The 18,591-nt window shown below is 56.5% G+C and carries 16 protein-coding genes and 4 pseudogenes; 10 read left to right on the forward strand and 10 right to left on the reverse strand.

Annotated elements, in window-relative coordinates:
- Positions 1-641 precede the first annotated feature (641 nt).
- The 3 genes and pseudogenes from G3A56_RS26770 to G3A56_RS26780 all read right to left on the reverse strand — a co-directional run.
- Positions 642-2,180 carry an IS3 family transposase gene (locus G3A56_RS26770; RefSeq protein ID WP_011983001.1) on the reverse strand — a complete coding sequence of 513 codons (1,539 nt, stop codon included), beginning with the start codon at positions 2,178-2,180 and terminating at the stop codon, positions 642-644.
- An 87-nt stretch (positions 2,181-2,267) separates the two neighbouring features.
- A complete protein-coding gene (istB, locus tag G3A56_RS26775; RefSeq protein WP_082186231.1) occupies positions 2,268-3,062 on the reverse strand; it encodes an IS21-like element helper ATPase IstB in 795 nt (264 codons plus the stop codon).
- Positions 3,052-3,993 (reverse strand): annotated as a pseudogene (locus G3A56_RS26780) (Mu transposase domain-containing protein); the annotation flags it as partial. The pseudogene G3A56_RS26780 and the gene istB, both read right to left, overlap by 11 nt.
- 59 nt (positions 3,994-4,052) lie before the next feature.
- Between G3A56_RS26780 and G3A56_RS26785 the strand changes: the two are divergent.
- Positions 4,053-4,979 (forward strand): annotated as a pseudogene (locus G3A56_RS26785) (IS110 family RNA-guided transposase); the annotation flags it as partial.
- A gap of 80 nt (positions 4,980-5,059) precedes the next feature.
- Positions 5,060-5,812, forward strand: a complete 753-nt coding sequence (locus G3A56_RS26790; RefSeq protein WP_035228067.1) for an IS6 family transposase — start codon at positions 5,060-5,062, stop codon at positions 5,810-5,812.
- A 55-nt stretch (positions 5,813-5,867) separates the two neighbouring features.
- Here the strand turns inward: G3A56_RS26790 and G3A56_RS26795 are convergent, their stop codons facing one another.
- Positions 5,868-6,821 carry a DUF1403 family protein gene (locus G3A56_RS26795; protein WP_164056724.1) on the reverse strand — a complete coding sequence of 318 codons (954 nt, stop codon included), beginning with the start codon at positions 6,819-6,821 and terminating at the stop codon, positions 5,868-5,870.
- 124 nt (positions 6,822-6,945) lie between these two features.
- Between G3A56_RS26795 and G3A56_RS26800 the strand changes: the two genes are divergently transcribed.
- The 5 genes and pseudogenes from G3A56_RS26800 to G3A56_RS26820 form a co-directional block, all read left to right on the forward strand.
- Entirely contained in the window at positions 6,946-8,079 is a 1,134-nt protein-coding gene (locus G3A56_RS26800; protein ID WP_164056931.1) for a site-specific integrase, read from the forward strand.
- Positions 8,080-8,173: 94 nt separating this feature from the next.
- Positions 8,174-8,440 carry a type II toxin-antitoxin system Phd/YefM family antitoxin gene (locus G3A56_RS26805; RefSeq protein ID WP_164056725.1) on the forward strand — a complete coding sequence of 89 codons (267 nt, stop codon included), beginning with the start codon at positions 8,174-8,176 and terminating at the stop codon, positions 8,438-8,440.
- On the forward strand, positions 8,437-8,859 hold the full coding sequence (locus G3A56_RS26810; protein WP_164056733.1) for a type II toxin-antitoxin system VapC family toxin: 423 nt from the start codon (positions 8,437-8,439) through the stop codon (positions 8,857-8,859). Before G3A56_RS26805 ends, G3A56_RS26810 begins: the two co-directional genes overlap by 4 nt.
- Before the next feature lie 12 nt (positions 8,860-8,871).
- Entirely contained in the window at positions 8,872-9,540 is a 669-nt protein-coding gene (locus tag G3A56_RS26815) for a DUF6904 family protein (RefSeq protein ID WP_164056932.1), read from the forward strand.
- Between the two features lie 135 nt (positions 9,541-9,675).
- Positions 9,676-10,563, forward strand: a pseudogene (locus G3A56_RS26820) (site-specific integrase); the annotation flags it as partial.
- Between the two features lie 78 nt (positions 10,564-10,641).
- On the opposite strand, the gene G3A56_RS26825 reads toward G3A56_RS26820, so the two are convergent.
- The 6 genes and pseudogenes from G3A56_RS26825 to repA form a co-directional block, all read right to left on the reverse strand.
- A complete protein-coding gene (locus G3A56_RS26825) occupies positions 10,642-11,109 on the reverse strand; it encodes a hypothetical protein (protein WP_164056731.1) in 468 nt (155 codons plus the stop codon).
- Between the two features lie 436 nt (positions 11,110-11,545).
- Positions 11,546-12,511: an immunoglobulin domain-containing protein gene (locus tag G3A56_RS26830; RefSeq protein WP_246231377.1), complete on the reverse strand. Its 966-nt coding sequence runs from the start codon at positions 12,509-12,511 to the stop codon at positions 11,546-11,548.
- A gap of 45 nt (positions 12,512-12,556) precedes the next feature.
- Positions 12,557-12,733, reverse strand: a complete 177-nt coding sequence (locus G3A56_RS28610; RefSeq protein WP_210255077.1) for a hypothetical protein — start codon at positions 12,731-12,733, stop codon at positions 12,557-12,559.
- A gap of 169 nt (positions 12,734-12,902) precedes the next feature.
- Complete coding sequence (repC, locus tag G3A56_RS26835) at positions 12,903-14,147, reverse strand: plasmid replication protein RepC (protein ID WP_164056933.1); 1,245 nt, start codon at positions 14,145-14,147, stop codon at positions 12,903-12,905.
- A 156-nt stretch (positions 14,148-14,303) separates the two neighbouring features.
- Positions 14,304-15,296 (reverse strand): plasmid partitioning protein RepB, encoded by a 993-nt coding sequence (gene repB, locus G3A56_RS26840; protein WP_164056934.1) that lies wholly within the window; start codon positions 15,294-15,296, stop codon positions 14,304-14,306.
- Positions 15,297-15,380: 84 nt separating this feature from the next.
- Positions 15,381-16,567 (reverse strand): annotated as a pseudogene (repA, locus tag G3A56_RS26845) (plasmid partitioning protein RepA).
- Between the two features lie 380 nt (positions 16,568-16,947).
- Here repA and trbB point away from each other — a divergent pair.
- Genes trbB through G3A56_RS26860 form a run of 3 tightly spaced genes read left to right on the forward strand, consistent with a single transcriptional unit; the run spans position 16,948 to position 18,590 of the window.
- A complete protein-coding gene (gene trbB / locus G3A56_RS26850; protein ID WP_164056935.1) occupies positions 16,948-17,913 on the forward strand; it encodes a P-type conjugative transfer ATPase TrbB in 966 nt (321 codons plus the stop codon).
- On the forward strand, positions 17,903-18,298 hold the full coding sequence (locus G3A56_RS26855) for a TrbC/VirB2 family protein (protein WP_164056936.1): 396 nt from the start codon (positions 17,903-17,905) through the stop codon (positions 18,296-18,298). The genes trbB and G3A56_RS26855 overlap by 11 nt, the downstream gene beginning before the upstream one ends.
- Positions 18,291-18,590, forward strand: a complete 300-nt coding sequence (locus G3A56_RS26860) for a conjugal transfer protein TrbD (RefSeq protein ID WP_164056937.1) — start codon at positions 18,291-18,293, stop codon at positions 18,588-18,590. The genes G3A56_RS26855 and G3A56_RS26860 overlap by 8 nt, the downstream gene beginning before the upstream one ends.
- The last annotated feature ends 1 nt before the right edge of the window (position 18,591 follow it).

An 18,591-nucleotide genomic window follows, 5' to 3' on the forward strand; every position in this document is an offset into this window, starting at 1 on the left:
CGATTTTTCCCCAACTTAACTCCAAGTCGATCGTAACTATAATTAACCTATACCTTTTTAAGCAGGACTCCATCCTGAGCATTAAGCCAGAGTACGCAACGCGGATCGTGGATGGCCTGAAAAAGGTAGAGGTGCGACGGCGCTTCCCCTATGGGACCGCAACAGATGCCAAGCTTTTCATCTATGACACAGTTCTACTTCAATCAGTGTTCGACTACGCAACGATCGAGGAAGTCGATATCTGTCAGGATCAAAAGGTTAGGCTGAATTGGACTTCTCCCAAATGACGGCTGATGAGCAATTCGGTCTGCCAAATCCGTAACCGACAAATCCGGGTTAGGCTAGCCGCCCTCCCGGAGGGGCACAACCCGCGAGTCAGCATCAAGCCGCAAAAGGCAAATCCATGCGATGGCGAAGGTAGGGATTAATCCGATACCGACTCAACACTTCGAAACGTATTATCCTCACAACGAGTTAAATTAATTTAATATCAAATACTTAAATCATCAAACTCTACAGAGTTACGGCTCATGAACTAAGAATCCACCCAAGGCATGTTGCAATTGTGGCTTTTTCTGGTTACCTGTTGGTTTCCACGCGGAACTGAGCCGGTGGGGGTGCGGATAAAAAGTTGGACTGTTTTAAATGCTCAGGCCGAGGCTCTTACGATATTCGACCGGGCTGAGTGATCCCAGTGATATTTTGATGCGCGTTTCATTGTACCATCGGATGTAGGCGTCCACCTCTGCCACGAACTGCTCGATCGTGATGACCTTCCAGTCTCGTGGATAGAAGAGCTCGGTTTTCAACCGACCGAAGAACCCTTCGCACGCGGCGTTGTCTTGCGAGCAACCCTTTCGAGACATCGAGCGAACCAGTCTTGCTTCGCTGATACGGGTTAACCAGCCGGGCCATCGATAATGGGCTCCGCGATCAGAATGGATGATTGGCCGTTCCTCGCCGTTGGCGACGGTTTCGATGGCTGCATCCAGCATGGTGTTGACGAGACCTGCATCCGGTTGGGTTCCGATGGACCAGCTGATGACCATGCCGTCAAAGCAGTCGATGATGGGCGAAAGGTACACCTTGCCTGCTGGGATCTGGAACTCGGTGATGTCTGTCAGCCACTTCACGTTCGGCGCTTCTGCATGGAAGTCGCGATTGATCAGGTTCTCGGGCGCTGGACTGATCTCTCCCAGATAGGATCCAAACCGCCGTCGACGCGGCTTGGCAACGACCAATTGCTCCTGCTTCATCAATCGCTGGACAACCTTTTCCGAGATTACCACGCTTTGTCTGGCCAGCGACGCCTGCAGTCGTCGATAACCGTAGCAACGACGGTTCGTTTCAAAGATCTCAGCTAGGCTGTGGCGGACGGCGGCATACTTGTCTGCCAGGCACATGCGGGCGCGATGGTAGAAGTAGGAGCTGCGGGCAATCCGAAGCTGGGCAAGCAGCTCTGGCAAGCGATAAACTTCCTTAAGGGCGTCAATCAGTTGGGTCTTCTCCCGATTACTCAGGATCTGCAGATCGACGCCCAGGTCTTTTTTTAGGAGTTCGTTGGCCTTCTTCAGGAGATCATGCTCGAGTTGTAACTGGCGGACATCACGCTGGAGGGCTTCAAGCTGTCGCTCGAGCTCTTCACGTTCAGGCAGCTTGGGGTTGGATTTGCGGCGTTTCATGGATGAGGGAGCCTCGTGACCGAGTAGCTGATCTTTCCAGCTGTACAATGTCGGCCTTGAGACGCCCAGTCGGTCAGCTACCTGTTGAGCGCTTTCATCTCCACTGCATAATCCGATGACCCCCGCTTGCCGGACCTCTTCGGAATAGCCAGGGTGCCACGATCGACCGACCATCGATGTCCGCGCCTCCGGAAACGCCTCACGAACCCATGCGGTTAGAGTTCCTCGACCGGGATAGCCGAGCGCCCTCATCGTCGCAGAGATGCAACGATCATGGGTGCGAAAGTGCTCAAGTGCCGCCTGCCTCTGAGCCTCTGAATATTTTGGCGCTCGCGCTACCGGCTGAGTACGCAGGTCGAGATGCTGTAGGTACTCGCGGTACCAGCCTCTCAGCGCATTCTTGGTGGGATATCCCAGCTGGCGAATGGTCGCGTTAAGCCGCTTGCCAAGCCGGATATAGAGCTCAACCGCTCGAAGTCTGTCTGCGTAGGAATACATGAACTACCTCCTTGGTGGTCCAAGTTTTCGTCCGCACCCCCGGTTTTTCCACCGAGAAGTGAGCCACCTCTGAGTATGGTTTTCTGATCAGGGTTTGGTCAAGGGATTGGCCTTTTCTCCTCTTTTTTGTGCCGCAGCGGCCGAGCTGGCCTTGAAGCGGAAGCTGTCGTTACCGGTTTCCAGGATGTGGCAACGGTGGGTCAGACGATCGAGCAGAGCGGTGGTCATCTTGGCGTCGCCGAAGACGGTTGCCCATTCGCTGAAGCTGAGGTTGGTGGTGATGATCACGCTGGTGCGCTCATAAAGCTTGCTCAACAGATGGAAGAGCAGCGCTCCACCTGAGGCACTGAACGGAAGGTATCCGAGCTCATCGAGGATCAGCAGATCGAGACGGACCAGCGTCTCGGCGATCTGGCCCGCCTTGCCTTTTGCCTTCTCCTGCTCGAGCGCATTGACCAATTCGATGGTCGAGAAGAAGCGGACCTTTCGGCGATAGTGCTCGACAGCCTGGACACCGAGGGCGGTCGCGACATGTGTTTTTCCTGTTCCGGGTCCGCCGACAAGCACGATATTCTGCGCTTCGTCCATGAACTCGCATCGGTGCAATTGGCGCACTGTCGCCTCGTTGATCTCGCTGGCGGCGAAGTCGTATCCGGAGATATCCTTGTAGGCTGGGAAGCGAGCCGCCTTCATGTGATAGGCAATGGAGCGAACCTCACGCTCGGCCATCTCGGCCTTCAGCAACTGCGATAGGATCGGCACGGCCGCATCGAAGGCTGGAGCACCTTGCTCGATCAGGTCCGTGACCGCTTGGGCCATTCCATACATCTTCAGGCTACGCAGCATGATGACGACGGCGGCGCTGGCGGGATCATGACGCATGGCGACCTCCCACAGTCCGGACACGCAAGCCATCGTAGCGTTCGACGTTGGCCCTGGGTTCGCGCAGCAAGGTCAGCGCCTGTGGCGTGTCGATATCGGGACCATCGGTGGTTTTGCCGTCGATCAGCCGATGCAGCAGGTTCAACACATGGGTCTTGGTGGCCACGCCAGCATCCAGGGCGAGTTCCACAGCGCGGAGGACGACCTGTTCGTCGTGATGAAGGACGAGAGCGAGGATATCAGCCATCTCACGATCACCGCCGGGGCGGCGAAGCATCTGGTCCTGCAATTTGCGGAAGACCGGCGGTAATTCCAGGAAGGGAGCGCCATTGCGCAGGGCTCCGGGTTTGCGCTGGATGACGGCAAGGTAATGACGCCAGTCGTAAGTAGTCCGTGGTGGTTTGTCGTGGCTGCGTTCTATGATCCGCGGATGTTCGCAGAGGATATTGCCCTCGGCTGCAACGACCAGCCGCTCGGGATAAATCCGTAGGCTGACAGGCCTGTTCGCAAAAGATGCCGGCACGCTGTAGCGGTTCCGCTCGAAAGTGATCAGGCATGTCGGCGAGACGCGCTTGCTCTGCTCGACAAAGCCGTCAAACATCGCGGGCAATGCCATTAACGCAGGCTGCTCATCACCCCAAACATCCGCGATCGAACCGGGAAGGCTCCCATGCGCTGTCTCCTGCCACAGGTCTTGGCAATGCTGTTCCAGCCAGAGGTTCAACGTTGCCAAATCCGGGAAGTCGGGCATCTGTTGCCATAGGCGGGGACGGGAATCCTGGACGTTCTTCTCCACCTGGCCCTTCTCCCATCCCGCGGCGGGATTGCAGAACTCGGGCGCAAAGACGTAGTGGTTCGTCATCGCCTGGAAGCGGACGTTGACTTGCCGTTCCTTGCCGCGGCCAACACGATCGACTGCGGTCTTCATGTTATGGGATGGACGCCTCCCTCCGAACCTTCAGAATGAACCGCCAACTAAAGGAGGAAGTCATGACATTCGAACTACTCGCAATCGATCTCGGAAAGTCGTCGTTCCATCTGCACAGCATTGCTTTGGATGGCACTATTCTCTCGCGCAAGATCAGCCGGTCAAAATTGGCCGAGACAGTTAAGGCGATTGCTCCAAAGACGGTTGCGATGGAGGCCTGTGCCAGCGCTCACCATTGGGGGCGGCAATTCAAGGACGATGGGCGAGAGGTTCTGCTGATCAATCCGCGCTTTGTGAAGCCTTTTGTGCGCGGTTCCAAAAACGATGCAGTCGATGCAGCCGCGATTTATGAAGCCGCGACACGTCCAACCATGCGGTTTGTACCGGTAAAGTCCACCACACAGCAAGACCTACAGTCGCTGCATAGAATTAGAGAGCGTCTGATCGTACAGCGTACATCGCTGATCAATCATGCACGCGGCCTTCTCGCCGAATATGGGATCGTTTTACCGCAAGGGCCATGGCGCTTTGCATCCCAGGCACCCTCGGCTATCGAAAATGCGGCTCTCTCCGATCTCGGGCGGGAGCTGTTCCTCGAACTCCTCGACCAGCTCACCGATGTGAATGACCGAGTTGCCAGGCTAGACAGGAAGATTGGCGAGATTTGCCGCGAGCGAGAAGATTGCCGCCGTCTGTCCGAACTGCCTGGCGTCGGACCGATCATTGCAACGGCACTGGTGGCCAGCGTTGAGGACGGGCGCTACTTCAAATCGGGGCGAGAACTGGCGGCCTGGATCGGGCTGGTCCCACGACAATACACGACTGGCGGCAAACCACGCCTTGGCGGAATTGGCCGCCGAGCGAACCATTATCTACGTCGCCAGATGATTCATGGTGCGCGCGCAGTTATCAGCCGACTTGCCACTCACGACGATCGCCGATCTCAATGGTTGAAAGAGCTTGTCGCTCGCCGTGGATTTAATAAAGGGGCGTGTCGCAAATTCTTTTGGTTAACTAGCTGTTGACCACAACGGTGGAAATTCAGCTCCCGATGTAGCGGAGCGTAGCCATGATTCTGAATGCCATTGCCGAAAAGCTGAAGCGCCAGTCGAAGGACGATTTCAAAGGGCGGCATTTCGAGGCATGGCTGATCGTGCAGGCAGTGACATGGTATCTACGGTATCCGCTCAGCTACAGAGATCTCGAGGAGATGTTCCGCGAGCGCGGCTTCGAGGTCGACCATAGTACAATCAACCGCTGGGTCCTCGCCTATGCACCTGTAATCGAGAAGCGCCTACGCCAGTTTCGCCGACCGCATTGTGGCTCAGTCAGGATTGACGAGACCTACGTCAAGATCCGGGGCAAGTGGCGATACCTGTACCGCGCCATCGACAAGCACGGAAACCCGGTCGACTTCTTGCTCACCGCGAAGCGCGATCTCGACGCCGCCAAGCGCTTCTTCCGTAAGATGCTCAAGGATGAGCCGCTACTATCGCCGGGTAAGATCGGTACAGATGGCGCTAACACGTTTCCTTCAACGATCAAAACAGCCATCGATGACGGGCTCCTGCATCCGAGCCCGGTACATTATGTCACGAAGCACCTCCAGCAAGGCATCGAGAGCGACCACTTCCGGGTCAAGAAGAACATGCCCAAGATCGGCTGCTTCCAGTCATTCAAAACGGCGCGCCGGACGATCGCTGGGTTCGAAGCGATGTTGTGGCTGCGCAAAGGCTTCGGCTTTTCCGGCGACTGGACAATCAACGACCAGAATGACCTGCTCGGGCGCCTCTTCGGACTTCAAAAGGTTAACAAAGCGTGAAAATGCCACCGTTCGCGGGGTAGTCTCAGCCTACTGCAAGGTTTGCGACAAGCCCTCATAACCCATAAATTCGAAAGGAAGAGCGGCCGGACAGTTCCCGCACCGCTTCGAAACTCTCCAGCCGCTCAAACAGTCGAGTGGCTGCCCAGCGTGACAGATTGCACCCCGGCGCCGAGGCCGGAACCGCGTCTTCATTGAGGAGCTTTTGGATAACCGTATCGCCCCCCTTGGTCCTCACCTTTGGCACTGCTGCCATTAACCGAGCGGCACGGCGATCAATGTCGGCGGCAGATTGAAGCGCCGCCTCGACACTGCTGACCAGCGCCAGACAAATTGCTTTCGGATAAGCTGGCTCACCTGGCCGCACTCGACCTCTTCCGCCGATCGTGCGGAATGCAGACCCGAACCGTACAGGTAGCAGAAGCGGCACGGGTCGCGCCCATCTCAGCTTCTGGGCCAGTACGATGTCTGCCAAAGCCAGAGCCAGGACCTCCGCGTCCGGACGAAGCGCCATGATCGCGGATACCAGATCAGCAATCGCAATGGGGGCCGCGCGCCCGGACTGGATTGCCACATCGGCGAGATCCGCGATCGAGGAGAGCTCCGTGTCCCATCGGATAGACAGAAGCTCGACCAATTCCCTTACAAACGCAGTACCGGGCATCGCTGTTCGACGTGCCAGCATTCGTGTGGCTAAAAACAGCTTTCCGGCCGGTCCCGGGTCTCCATTCGCGGGAGTCAGCAAAACGGCGTCGCGCAGCGCATTCTCTTCTTCATTCCTATCGAGCATGCGGGCCGCGACAGCGGCTGATTTCAGGGCTAGGCGGTCGCGCCAGCAGCCGAGCCAAGGAGGATCGGCGCGGATCACATCATCGAGGGATTTCAAGCCGATACCGGCGGCGAAGGCGGCATCAATTTCGTCGATGTCACGGCCATATGCCAACGTCCAGCCCGGCATGTTCGCCGACCATGTCACTGATGGAATTTGCACTTTGGTGATCGAGTTCATGCTTCGCAGTATAGATCAGATGCGCAGTTTAGGCTATATATATCGATCCAAACCGCACGACATGTCAGGAATATAAAATGTCCGATAATCTTGCATTATCGGACATTATGTTCATTATAGAGAAATGGCCCAAATCATCGAGCAAAACACCAAAAATCACGTCGAGGAGACCTCAGCGCCGTCTCTCAGCACGGCGACCGGGCATGATGTTTCCGTGCCGGAGGTGTCGGGCGACAGCGCCCTCCCCTCCCCTGCTGATCAGGATCAGACGCCAGCGCATCTTGCCAGCCTCGCCGATCGCGCCCGGGGTTATGTCGAGGCGGCCAGTTCCGCCAACACGCGCAAGGCTTACGCGGCCGACTGGAAGCATTTTTCGGCGTGGTGCCGGCGCTCCAACCTGGCCCCTCTGCCACCGCATCCACAAACCGTCGGACTTTACATCACAGCCTGCGCTTCCGGCACGGCTGAACGGGGTGCAAAAGCGAACTCAGTCTCGACCATCGAACGCCGCCTCTCCTCGCTCTCCTGGAACTATGCCCAGCGCGGCCTCTCACTCGATCGCAAGGACCGGCATATCGCCACCGTGATGGCCGGCATACGCAACAGCCACGCCAAGCCACCGGTCCAGAAGGAAGCGGTGATGGCTGAAGACATCATCGCCATGGTCGAGACGCTTGATCGCGGGTCTCTACGTGGCCTGCGGGATCGGGCCATGTTGCTCATAGGCTTTGCGGGAGGTCTTCGGCGCTCCGAGATCGTCGGCCTCGACCTGAAGGCCGACCAAACTGAGGACGGTCGCGGTTGGATCGAGATCCTCGACAAGGGCATGCTTATTACCCTGCGCGGTAAAACCGGATGGCGAGAGGTCGAGGTCGGTCGCGGCTCGGCAGATGCGACCTGTCCGGTCGCCGCAGTCGAGACCTGGATCAAGTTCGCCAAGCTGGCTCACGGCCCCCTCTTCCGTCGCGTGACGGGACAAGGCAAAGCTGTCGGGTCGGTGCGGCTGAACGACAAGGAGGTCGCTCGCCTCGTGAAACGGACTGCCATGGCCGCAGGCGTTCGCGGTGACCTTAGCGAGATCGAGCGTGCGTTTAAGTTTTCCGGTCACTCCCTTCGTGCTGGCCTCGCTTCTTCTGCCGAAGTCGACGAACGCTACGTCCAGAAACAGCTGGGCCATGTTTCCGCTGAGATGACCCGTAGATACCAACGTCGACGCGACCGCTTTCGAGTAAATCTGACCAAGGCGTCAGGGCTTTAATGGCCCCCTCCCCCTACATCGTCCGACCACGCGCTTGCAGAGACACCTCTCATGCATTATAGTCACTATAGTCATTTTGGTTATAGGTGAGACGATGCAAGCATCAACACACGATGATATGAGCTGGACGGTCGCTGGCGCGAAGGCAAAGCTTTCGGAAGTCATGGAGCGAGCGCAGTTGGCACCCCAGACGATTACCCGCAATGGAAAGCCGAGCGTGGTGGTCGTTTCTGCAGAAGAGTGGCAGAAGAAGACTGCGCGCAGGGGATCACTCGCGGAGTTTCTGTTGGCATCACCTCTGCGTGGTGCCGATCTGGATATTGAGCGGCAACACGATGAGCCACGTGACTTGTCGCTATGAGACTGCTCCTAGATACGAATGTTCTTTCAGAAGTTACGAAACCTCGCCCCAATGAAGACGTTTTGAAGTGGCTCCACGGTCTGGACGAGGACCGCACGTTTATCAGCATCGTGTCGATTGCCGAAATCCGCCGCGGCGTGGCGTTGATGGATAGCGGGCGAAAGCGCGATGCCCTGGACGAATGGCTCGCGCATGATCTGCCTCAACGCTTCGAAAGCAGGATTTTGCCGGTGGAAGGGCCTGTCGCCTTGGCCTGGGGCGATCTCATGGCACTTGCCAAGCGAAGTGGTCGGGGACTCGCATCAATGGACGGTCTGATTGCCGCTACGGCCGTCGCCTATCAGCTGACGCTTGCGACGCGCAACACCAAGGATTTCGAAGGCTTTGGAATAGACATCATCGACCCATGGGTGGACTGATCGGGTTCTTGTTTGTCGATTGAAAGGATTGGTCCCGGTGCTCTCCCACAGCTTGCTCAAAAATCACGCCGGGATCCTGCTCGTCGGGACTACACGTCCCTGACCTGGCTGCATGAAGTCGTCCATGACGTGAATGAGCGCTCGCCGATTGTGAAAGACAAGGAAGGCTCGTTCCTTGGGTTGGCCTACGATGTGCGCAAAGCATATGAGCGGCAGCGCGAGGTTATTCAGCCGCCAAAACATATTGAAGAAATCGGCGTCCGATATGGTGTCCAGATCCTTTGGCCCGTCCTTATGTTGCAGCAAAGGCTGCTGAGGCAATCTCTCGCGTTCCTCAATCATACTGCCAAGACCCAAACCATAGCCTACGCATTGGAGGCCGTCATCGAAGATGCGTTGCGCGAGGATTTTGGTGCGCAGGCGGGGCATATCATCGATCTCTGGCAGCGCCTTGATCCGGCACAGCCTGAAGTGTTCGAAATGATCGACAGTCGAGGGGCAATCTTTTCCTCATGGACGAAAGCGCAACGGAAGGCTGGCTTTGCGCAGCTCCTTTCGAGTTTCGATCCGATGTATGACCGCCTCTACGATATCCGATTGAAGAACGGCGAAAAGAACCTGATCTCTCCAGGAGAATTCGCTGCGTGGGAAAATGCGGAATGGCCGGATCCTCGTTGGTAAATCACGGGCGCATCACTAGTGATATCAACCGGATAGACGCCCCTTCCCTGCTCTTTGTTGAAACCGCAAGCTCAAAACTGAAGGCAGAGTTTTTCGTTTAGCGCTTCAATTGAAATCGGGAGCTAAAAGCCACAGCTGCTGCTCAAATTCGTCGCGCAGCATTTGTGGGATCCGCAAAAGCGGGCCAGCGATCCCGATCATGGCATGCCCGCCGATGTCGACGAGAATTTACGGAGCCAGGGATTTCTCAAATCGACCGGACCGCATGCGCCGTCGACGGTGCGCCGGCGGCTGGCGAACTGGTCGACCCTGACAAAATGGCGCGGCCTCGACGGTGCCTTCGCCTCCCCTCCCCTGAAATCAGCGATCCGGCTGGCCGTGCGTGCCGTGCCGCGGAAACGAAGCCGCAAAAGTGCCAAGGCTGTCACAGGGGATGTCCTGGCAAAGCTCCTAGCGACCTGCGCCACCGAAAACCTGCGGGATCTGCGCGACCGCGCCATCCTGATGGTTGCGTTTGCTTCCGGCGGCCGCCGGCGCAGCGAGATCGCAGGGCTGCGGGTCGAGCAGCTGACCGAGGAGGCTCCGATCGAAGTTCCGGGTGGCCCTCCCCTCCCCTCTCTCGGGATCCATCTCGGCCGGACGAAAACGACGAGCGGCGAGCAGGACGATGTCGTCTATCTGACGGGGCGGCCGGTCGAGGCGCTCCAAGCGTGGATGACCGACGCAAAGATCGAGAGCGGGAGCGTGTTTCGAAGGATCGGGCGCTGGGGCACTGTCTCGCGCCGCGAGCTCGATCCGCAGTCGATCAATCTGATCGTCAAGCAGCGAGCGGCGATGGCCGGGTTGGAGCCTGGGGAGTTTTCAGCGCACGGCTTACGATCAGGTTATCTCACCGAAGCTGCCAATCGCGGCGTTCCCCTCCCCGAGGCCATGGAGCAGTCGCGTCATAGATCAGTTCAACAGGCTTCGAACTACTATAACAGCGCCGCCCGACGAAGTGGCCGCGCCGCTCGCCTTCTTTGAAGACCACCGTCAATCCTCAGCAGTCATTGAGGAAAGAGCTTCGCGGACGCCGAAACTCTCCGGTGCGCGAGTGCCGGCTTAACCGGGCAACACGCGGTCAATGTAATGATGGCCGGCGGGGTCACGTCTAGTGCCGTGGGCCTGCCCGTACTTGGACCGTCCGGAATAAATTTCGCTACCGTCCACGATGATGCGGATATGATTGTCAGTGTTCACTCTGAGCAGCGGTGAATAGCCTTGCACCCGCTCCGGGAGCTGGACAGATCCGTCGGCCAGGCGCTCCCCCTTTCCCTCGAACGTGCTGAAGGGCTCGCCCTCGTTATACGCCGCTCTCTCGTCATAAAACATGATCGCTACAGAGGCCCTCGGTCCGGGGCCTAGGGAAAAAGCACGCGGGAGGGTCTTGAAGGCATGCAAGCCATGTCGGAAATGAATCTCGTCGTCGAGCAGCACGAAGCCTTGCCGCAGCCAGAATGGCTCAGCGGTATGCGGCGCGATCTCGATTTCCAGAATGCAGTATCCGTCTTCGGTAGCACGACGGAGCATATAATCCGAGAGCAGTATCCCAAGGCCCGCCCCCGATGCTGGGGATGGATCTCCAGGATGTCCGTACCGAACAAAAAGCCGACGGCCTTACCGTCCTCGACGAGAACGTTGAGGGGCGTGCTTCCGTCATGCCAGTTTCTTTTCACGAGATCCCAGTTGCATCTGAAGCCACGCGTTGGCTTAGGTCCATCAAATGGCGCTTGGTCCCAAGCCACTACCGCGCTCTCGTAGACAGCCTCTTCGGCATCAAGCCAGACCTCGATCTCATCGACCAAATCTACAGAAGCGGGGAGGATCGCATACTTCATACTAGAATGTCTTTCTCAGGTTCGATCCATCGGTCGATGTGTGTGTCGTGCAGCGAAGTGACCAGTATCAGCCACTCGGTTTGGCGCGGCCGCGGTCGGCGATTCCGGCATAGCGCGAACCGAACAAATCAATAGTTCACGATGAGCCCGTCGAGCACCCCAGCTGCGTCTTTTCCAGTCACGGCGAGGAAGTTTTCCGCTGAAAGATCACCGCTCCCAAATCGCAGTCGGACTAGCGAAACGATGTCGTTATGGTACCGCGCAAGCCAGAGATACTTCCTTCTGATGGCTGCTCTATGGGAGGCGGTAAGGTTTTGCCGAATAATATTCGCGTGCCTCTCTAAAAGCGCAAGGTAGTCTTCGAACACTTCGAACTCGCTCTCGCTTGCACCAAGATAATCGATGAAGAGTGTCCCATCTTCTCCTGTGCGCAGCAGGCCGTTCACATACCCCGACTCTTCCTCCAAATCATGATCCTCGTGACGCAGACGAGCGTCAGAGAGAAATTGCTCGTAAGCTTCGTCGTCAACAACGATCCGCGGATATATCGCCTCTCCACTCTCGATCTCATAGGCGCGCACCATTGCCGGGCCAAATACGGGTCCACTGCCGTTTAGGCCAACATGAACATCTCCGATCGCCAACCCAGCGCGGATGAGCACCCCATGATTTATGCACTGCACCTGAATGTGAAGCAGACCAAGGAGTTCTTGAAAAAACGCCCCGTCAGAATGCTGCGTGTCGAAAACTCGAATGCGCACAACAGCGTCGGAAATTGACTCAGCAAATGCGCGGCTGGAGAGCCGTACTTCCTTCATGCGGCGAAATTGCTCAACCTCGGGTGTCGTGAATTCTCGCAACGAGAGGATGATATCGTGAATCTCACTAGCCGGTCGACTGCCAAGCATTGCGCGAAAACCGAGAATATCGATGAATGTCACGATACCAGGCTCATAGCCGGCAGCGTCGGCGCGGGATTTCGCCACCTCACGCTCCCTTTTCGCGCGTCTACGTCGACCCTGCCTCACGGCCTTCTCGATTGCCGTCTCGATTGTTTCGGCCGTTTGAGCCCACTTGTCATCATCCATGGTCATTTTTGGCTCCTAGATCCGGAGTGTTTGGGAATCGGCAGTTCAACTTCAGGAAACTTCTTCCGGAAGCGAGGACCATTCAACATCGGCAAGAGAACTTCCAATCGGAGCCTGAGTGTTGTCAGGAAGGTGCTCAATCTCCAATGCCATGTCTCGGACGCGTGCGATGCGATCAGCCAGATTTGGAAAATATTCCAACTGGATATCCATAGTTTCCCGGATCAAGGTCCCACTCCGTTCAAATCGCATCATCGTGTTGCGAGGCAGGCGCTGAAATGATCCGCAAAAAAGGGCACTCACCCTCTATATCCCACTGTTTTTACTTCGCAAAGCGCCAAAAAAAACGGCTGACAAGACCGGATATACGGCCAGTTCTCGACTCGTAAGAGCGATGTCAGCCTACCAATCTAGCGTTCCCAGAGTTGGCCTTCAGCAAGGCCATCAGCATTGGCCCAAGCGAAAACTCGCCACGCTCTGATCGCTTAGTCAGATCGCGCAGATAGCCGCCAGGGGAGTTGATCAGATTAAAACGCTCCAGGATGCACGCAACCGCAATAGCAGCATTCTCGGGCCCCATAATGCCACAAGCCTCCTCGTAGGCTGATGGGCTTACGCCAAGTGTTGACCGAACGACCGCCGCCGCCGTCATGAGATCGCGCCAATGCGAGATCCCACCTGCCGGGGCGTAGTCGATAATCTGTGGGCAGGCTCGAAGGACCATCCCCAACGGGAATGACTTGGTCCGCTCAATACCAGGACTCGTCTTTTCGCGCGCCACTCTCGGTGCAATCGGCTTTTCCGCCAAGTTATCGCCCTGCTCTTCTCCGGAGCTAGGATCAAATTCATTTATAGATTCGGTATTTGAATTCTGTATGTGCCGTGCATTTTGACCGGCATTGCCGTGCATTTTGTCGGTTTTTACCTGCACATCCAGCAGGTTAATAACTTCGTCGCGTAAAATCAGCATTTCATCAAGTGTCGCTTCCACCTGGGCGCGGATGGGGTTGCGTGGCAAGCGGCCAATTACCCCTATAAAGATCTCCTCCACCTTGCCCCAGTCTCCCGGTGCTGCTTCCTCTACAGCTGCCGTGATCAGCTTGCGGACATCGCGACGGCAGATTGTAAGTGCTTCCTTGGCCCGACGGAAACGCAGCCGTTCGGCAGCGACATCTTGAGCGAGCTCGGCAAGCTCAGCGGCCCGCGTGAGCAGAGCGCTCAAATCGAACCCATACGCCTGCTCTATCTCACCGGCTCGGTTACGATGTGCGTACCTCTTACCGTTTGGGCTGTCGCGGCGCTGGATGAGGCCAGCGTCAACCAGGCATCCAAGCTGCCGGCGGAGTGTGCTTTCCGTAATGCCGTGTGCGCGAACAGAAAGCTGTGCGTTCGACGGGAATACCACAAGCCCATTTTCACTCTCCAGATGGGAGTGAGGATAGAACGTTAGCAATGCATCGAGAACAGCGAGCGCTCGGTCTTGAAGACCAAACCGTTCTCGCGCTTCGCAAACATCCCTGAAGACTTTCCATTTGTCGACACGTGTGCCTGGGTTCGGTTCGGCCGCTCCGAGTTGACCTTTTACCAAGGCAAGCGTCATCGGTCGCCGCCCAAAGGGCGTCGTTACACATCCCGTCTGCATTTTCTCTCACCTTTCAAAAGGCAAAAGAAATCCACTCACCAAAACGGCGCCAAGACTCTTGACTGTGATTCCGGGAAATGCGATTCTCGATCCTGCTAGAGATGACGAGAGAGGCTTCCGCGGGTTACCGATTGGGGGCCTTTTTCTTTTGCTGGTTCAGTCTCCGTTGATCTTCGATTTCGACCCTTTGTACTCATCGTACAAACGATCCATGTGGGTAGATAACCAGTCACCGAAGGGCTTCGCTTCCACGTCCGAAAGCTCGATAGCAACCTTCTTTGATCTGGCACTCATCGCGAAACGCAATGAATTGTCGCTTGATGCCCAACCCTTGTTGGCCCGATTAGCCTTCGGTATTTTCGCAGCTGACTTGACCTTGTAGCGCTTCAGATAATCGTGAAGTTCATCAAAACGCCGGCTCTCATCCAGCTCGGAAAACTCTGTCGTTCCAGCATGCTCTACAGCGACCTTCGATAGAGCAGGGGTGAGAAGCAGCTGGCGGAGGCTCAACCACTTGTCGCGTCCAATCTTCTTGGAGGCCCCGAGTGCTTGGATCAGTGGCTGAGGTACGACTTCGACAACACCCATCATCTTTGAGAGCATTGCCTCGTCTATCGCCAACGATGAGCGGACCACATCCTTAGACATTCCGGTGGCAAGCAGATTTTGCGCAAAATAGGCACGCTCAATAAACGATAGATTGGAGCGCGCGGAATTTTCCTGCCCCTGGGCGATCGCTGAAGCGGTATCATCGAGTTTCTTGATGACTGCTTTGACCGGAATCCCCAATTCTCTGGCAACCTTCAGCCGCCGATGACCGAAAACAACCATGAACCGTTGGCTATCTGACGAGCTTGGCCGCACCAATATTGGCGAGCTCTGACCTGTAGCCTTGATAGCTTCCTTGAGCTCCAGATATTCTTCGTCATCTTCCGATAGACGATCAGGCAGGAAAGACACGTCGAGCAGCTGTGGATCCAGTTCCACAATCACCTCGCCTTCCATGAGCTTCTTCGTGTTCTCTGCCATGTCTTCGATCGACCGAACGACAGTCTTTGCAGCCCCTGTCATGCCGTAACCAGCTTTCGGCTGCGGCTTTTCGTTCAACGAAGCCAGATCAAGTTTCGCGAAAGGGTTTTCACGCGTCATGATCGATCTCCAAATTCGCCCTCAAACACGATAAGGCATTGCTAGAGTTTAATAAAACGGCGAAAAAAACGGCTGACAAGGCGTTCATTTCCGGCCCCATGCGCTGTGTATGAGATCGACGACTTCACCGTTGGCCGCGTTAAGACTTTCGATCGCCCGGTCATAGGTCGATCGGACAAAGTCTCCCCGCTCGACTTCGTACAGTGTCTGCTTTCGGATTGATGCATCCGATATCGCGGTTGATTTCAGCACGTGGTTTCGCAGCATCTGCTGCGCAAACATGGACTGCATGAAACCAACCATTTGCGCCTGTGGGATGTCGGTCGGCTCAAACCGAGTCACCAGGTAACGAAACCACTCCACCCGGATCTCAGCGCCCGCCTCAGCAACAGGCGTCATGATGCCGCCAAGCATTTGCAGGAACTGGCTCATCGACATGATATCGAGCATCTGCGGGTGAATGGTAATGAGAATACCAGTCGAGGCCATCAATGCGGTAATCGTCAGATAGCCAAGCTGCGGGGGCAGTCGATGACCACGACATCGTACTTGTCGTCCACTTCCTTGAGGGCATTGACGATGCGCATATGAAACAGCCGTCCCTCGTCGCCACGCTTGGACGAAATGGCCAGTGGCACATCGTATTCAAATTCCTGCAGGACAAGGTTTGCGGGAACGACGTCCAACCCTGGTATATTGGTCGACTGGATCACCTCAGAAATTGGTTTGCGCTCATCGTCAAATCTAAGCGCTTCATAAAGAGACGCGGTATCATCCAGTTCAGGTTGAATGCCGAACAAAGACGTAAGTGACGCTTGAGGGTCGAGATCTACCGCCAGTACACGGTGGCCCGTCAGAGCGAGATACTGAGCAAGGTGCGCCGCCGTGGTAGTTTTGCCGCTACCGCCTTTGAAATTCACGACAGAAACGACTTGCATCGGCTCACCATCGCGTCGCTGAGGGACGTAATATCGCTTGTCAGATTTCTTGTTGGCTTCGAGATAGTCACGGAGTTCCAACATCTGCTCGGCGGTGTAATATCGACGGCCGCTTACCGTCTCAATTTCGGGACCTTTTCCTTCGGAATGAATTTGGCGGAGGTGGCTCTGGGTAACACCCATGAACTCAGCGACTTCACTGAGTTGGAATTTGCGTAGCCCCTTGCGAGCGTCCGGCGGGTATTGTTGACTGCGCAACATATGTAACGCGCTGGAAATCTTCGCGCCTTGCTGGGCGATCTCAACGTCAAATCTGTTGGGCAGCTGGCTCATTTTGCAAACTATTTCCTGAGTGGCTTCACTTTCGAAAAAATGGCCCCGAAGCCATCATTTGCGCAACTATCGTCCGATTCCGCCCAGGCGACAAGGAATTTAAAGTTAACAAAGTCTTAAGATGCATGGTGCGCCGTTATTTGCGTCGGGAATAGCCTATATTTTCCAGTGCATTACATCCTGCTCAATTTCTTATCCCCACGCATGTTTTCCTGTGACTCAATTCAACTTTTGATTTCACGGTGACAGCCGCGGCGTTGATTCTTCGCAAACCTGACGGAATCACTCGAGGGTCGCGACCCACAAATTTGTACGTGGACAGCAGGTCCTCACGCAGCTTTTTTCCTCCCGAAAACAAATCAGCGAGGAGAAAGCCGCAAATGCTTCAGTCGCATTCCCGCCTAGTTAGAAAGCTTCAGGAGGCTCTAGGTGATCGCCTCTGCGTCGCGCTTGACGATCCGGGCGTTGTGGAAATTATGCTCAACCCGGATGGAAAGGTGTTCATCGAGCGGTTGGGGCAGGGGATCGCTCCGGCAGGTGAAATGGCGCCGGCGGCCGCCGAGACGATTATTGGCTCGGTGGCGCATGCGCTCCAATCGGAAGCGGACGACGAGCGACCGATCATTTCAGGCGAATTGCCGATCGGAGGCCACCGCTTCGAGGGGCTACTGCCGCCGGTCGTTGCGTCGCCGACTTTCACGATTCGTCGCCGCGCGTCGCGCCTGATCCCTCTCGACGACTATGTCGCCGACAAGGTGATGACCGAGGCACAGGCCGCGGTAATAAGAAATGCGATCGCAAACCGCCTGAATATAGTGATCGCCGGCGGAACCGGCTCGGGCAAGACTACGCTCGCGAACGCCGTCATCGCGGAGATGATTGCATCTGCGCCGGATGACCGCATGGTCATTCTTGAAGACACGGCTGAGATACGTTGCGCCGCCGAGAATGCGGTTTGCCTTCATACCAGCGATACAGTCGACATGGCGCGTCTCTTGAAGAGCACCATGCGACTTCGTCCTGATCGGATCATCGTAGGTGAGGTGCGCGACGGCGCCGCTCTCACACTTCTAAAAGCCTGGAATACAGGGCATCCGGGAGGAGTGACGACAGTCCACTCCAACACGGCCATGTCAGCACTACGGCGCCTTGAGCAGCTCACATCCGAAGTCAGCCAGCAACCCATGCAAGCCGTGATCGGCGAGGCTGTCGATCTGGTCATCTCGATCGAACGCGCGGGAAGAGGTCGGCGTGTGCGCGAGGTAATCAATGTCGAGGGTTTCAACGGGTCCCGCTACCAGACCGAACATTACGCACAAATCGATGAGGACATTCATGCAGCATAAACGCGTTTATCAGACCGGACTGCTGACCACGTTGCTTCTTGCAGCGCTCGCCGCACCCGCTCTAGCGGGTTCAGGAGGTGGCAGCTTGCCCTGGGAGGGGCCGTTAGAGCAGATCCAGCAATCGATCACAGGTCCGGTTGCCGGTTACATCGCTCTAGCCGCCGTTGCGATCGCCGGCGGCATGCTGATCTTTGGCGGCGAGCTCAACGATTTCGCGCGTCGCCTGATGTATGTCGTCCTTGTCGCCGGCATCCTTCTTGGTGCGACGACCATCGTCGGTCTCTTTGGTTCAACGGGTGCGTCGATCGGCGGCGCGAGTGCCACCGAACAGACCGCGTCCGCTGACAAGGATGTCATCGGGGGAGGGGAGGGGCGTCATGGCTGACGCCGGCTCCCGCCTTCACCGCAACCGAATCCATCGTGCTCTTTCGCGTCCAAATCTTTTGATGGGAGCAGATCGCGAACTCGTGCTGCTGACCGGCCTTGCGGCCGTAATCCTGATCTTCGTCGTGCTGACCATCTACTCTGCGGTTTTCGGCGTGGCGATCTGGATCGTCGTCGTCGGCGCGTTGCGGATGATGGCAAAGGCGGATCCGATGATGCGCAAAGTCTATGCGCGCCACATGCGGTATCGGACACACTACCTCCCGACATCAGCACCCTGGCGTCGATATTAGG

Origin of the sequence: Rhizobium oryzihabitans, from assembly GCF_010669145.1 — a bacterium.
Lineage (GTDB): Bacteria > Pseudomonadota > Alphaproteobacteria > Rhizobiales > Rhizobiaceae > Agrobacterium > Agrobacterium oryzihabitans.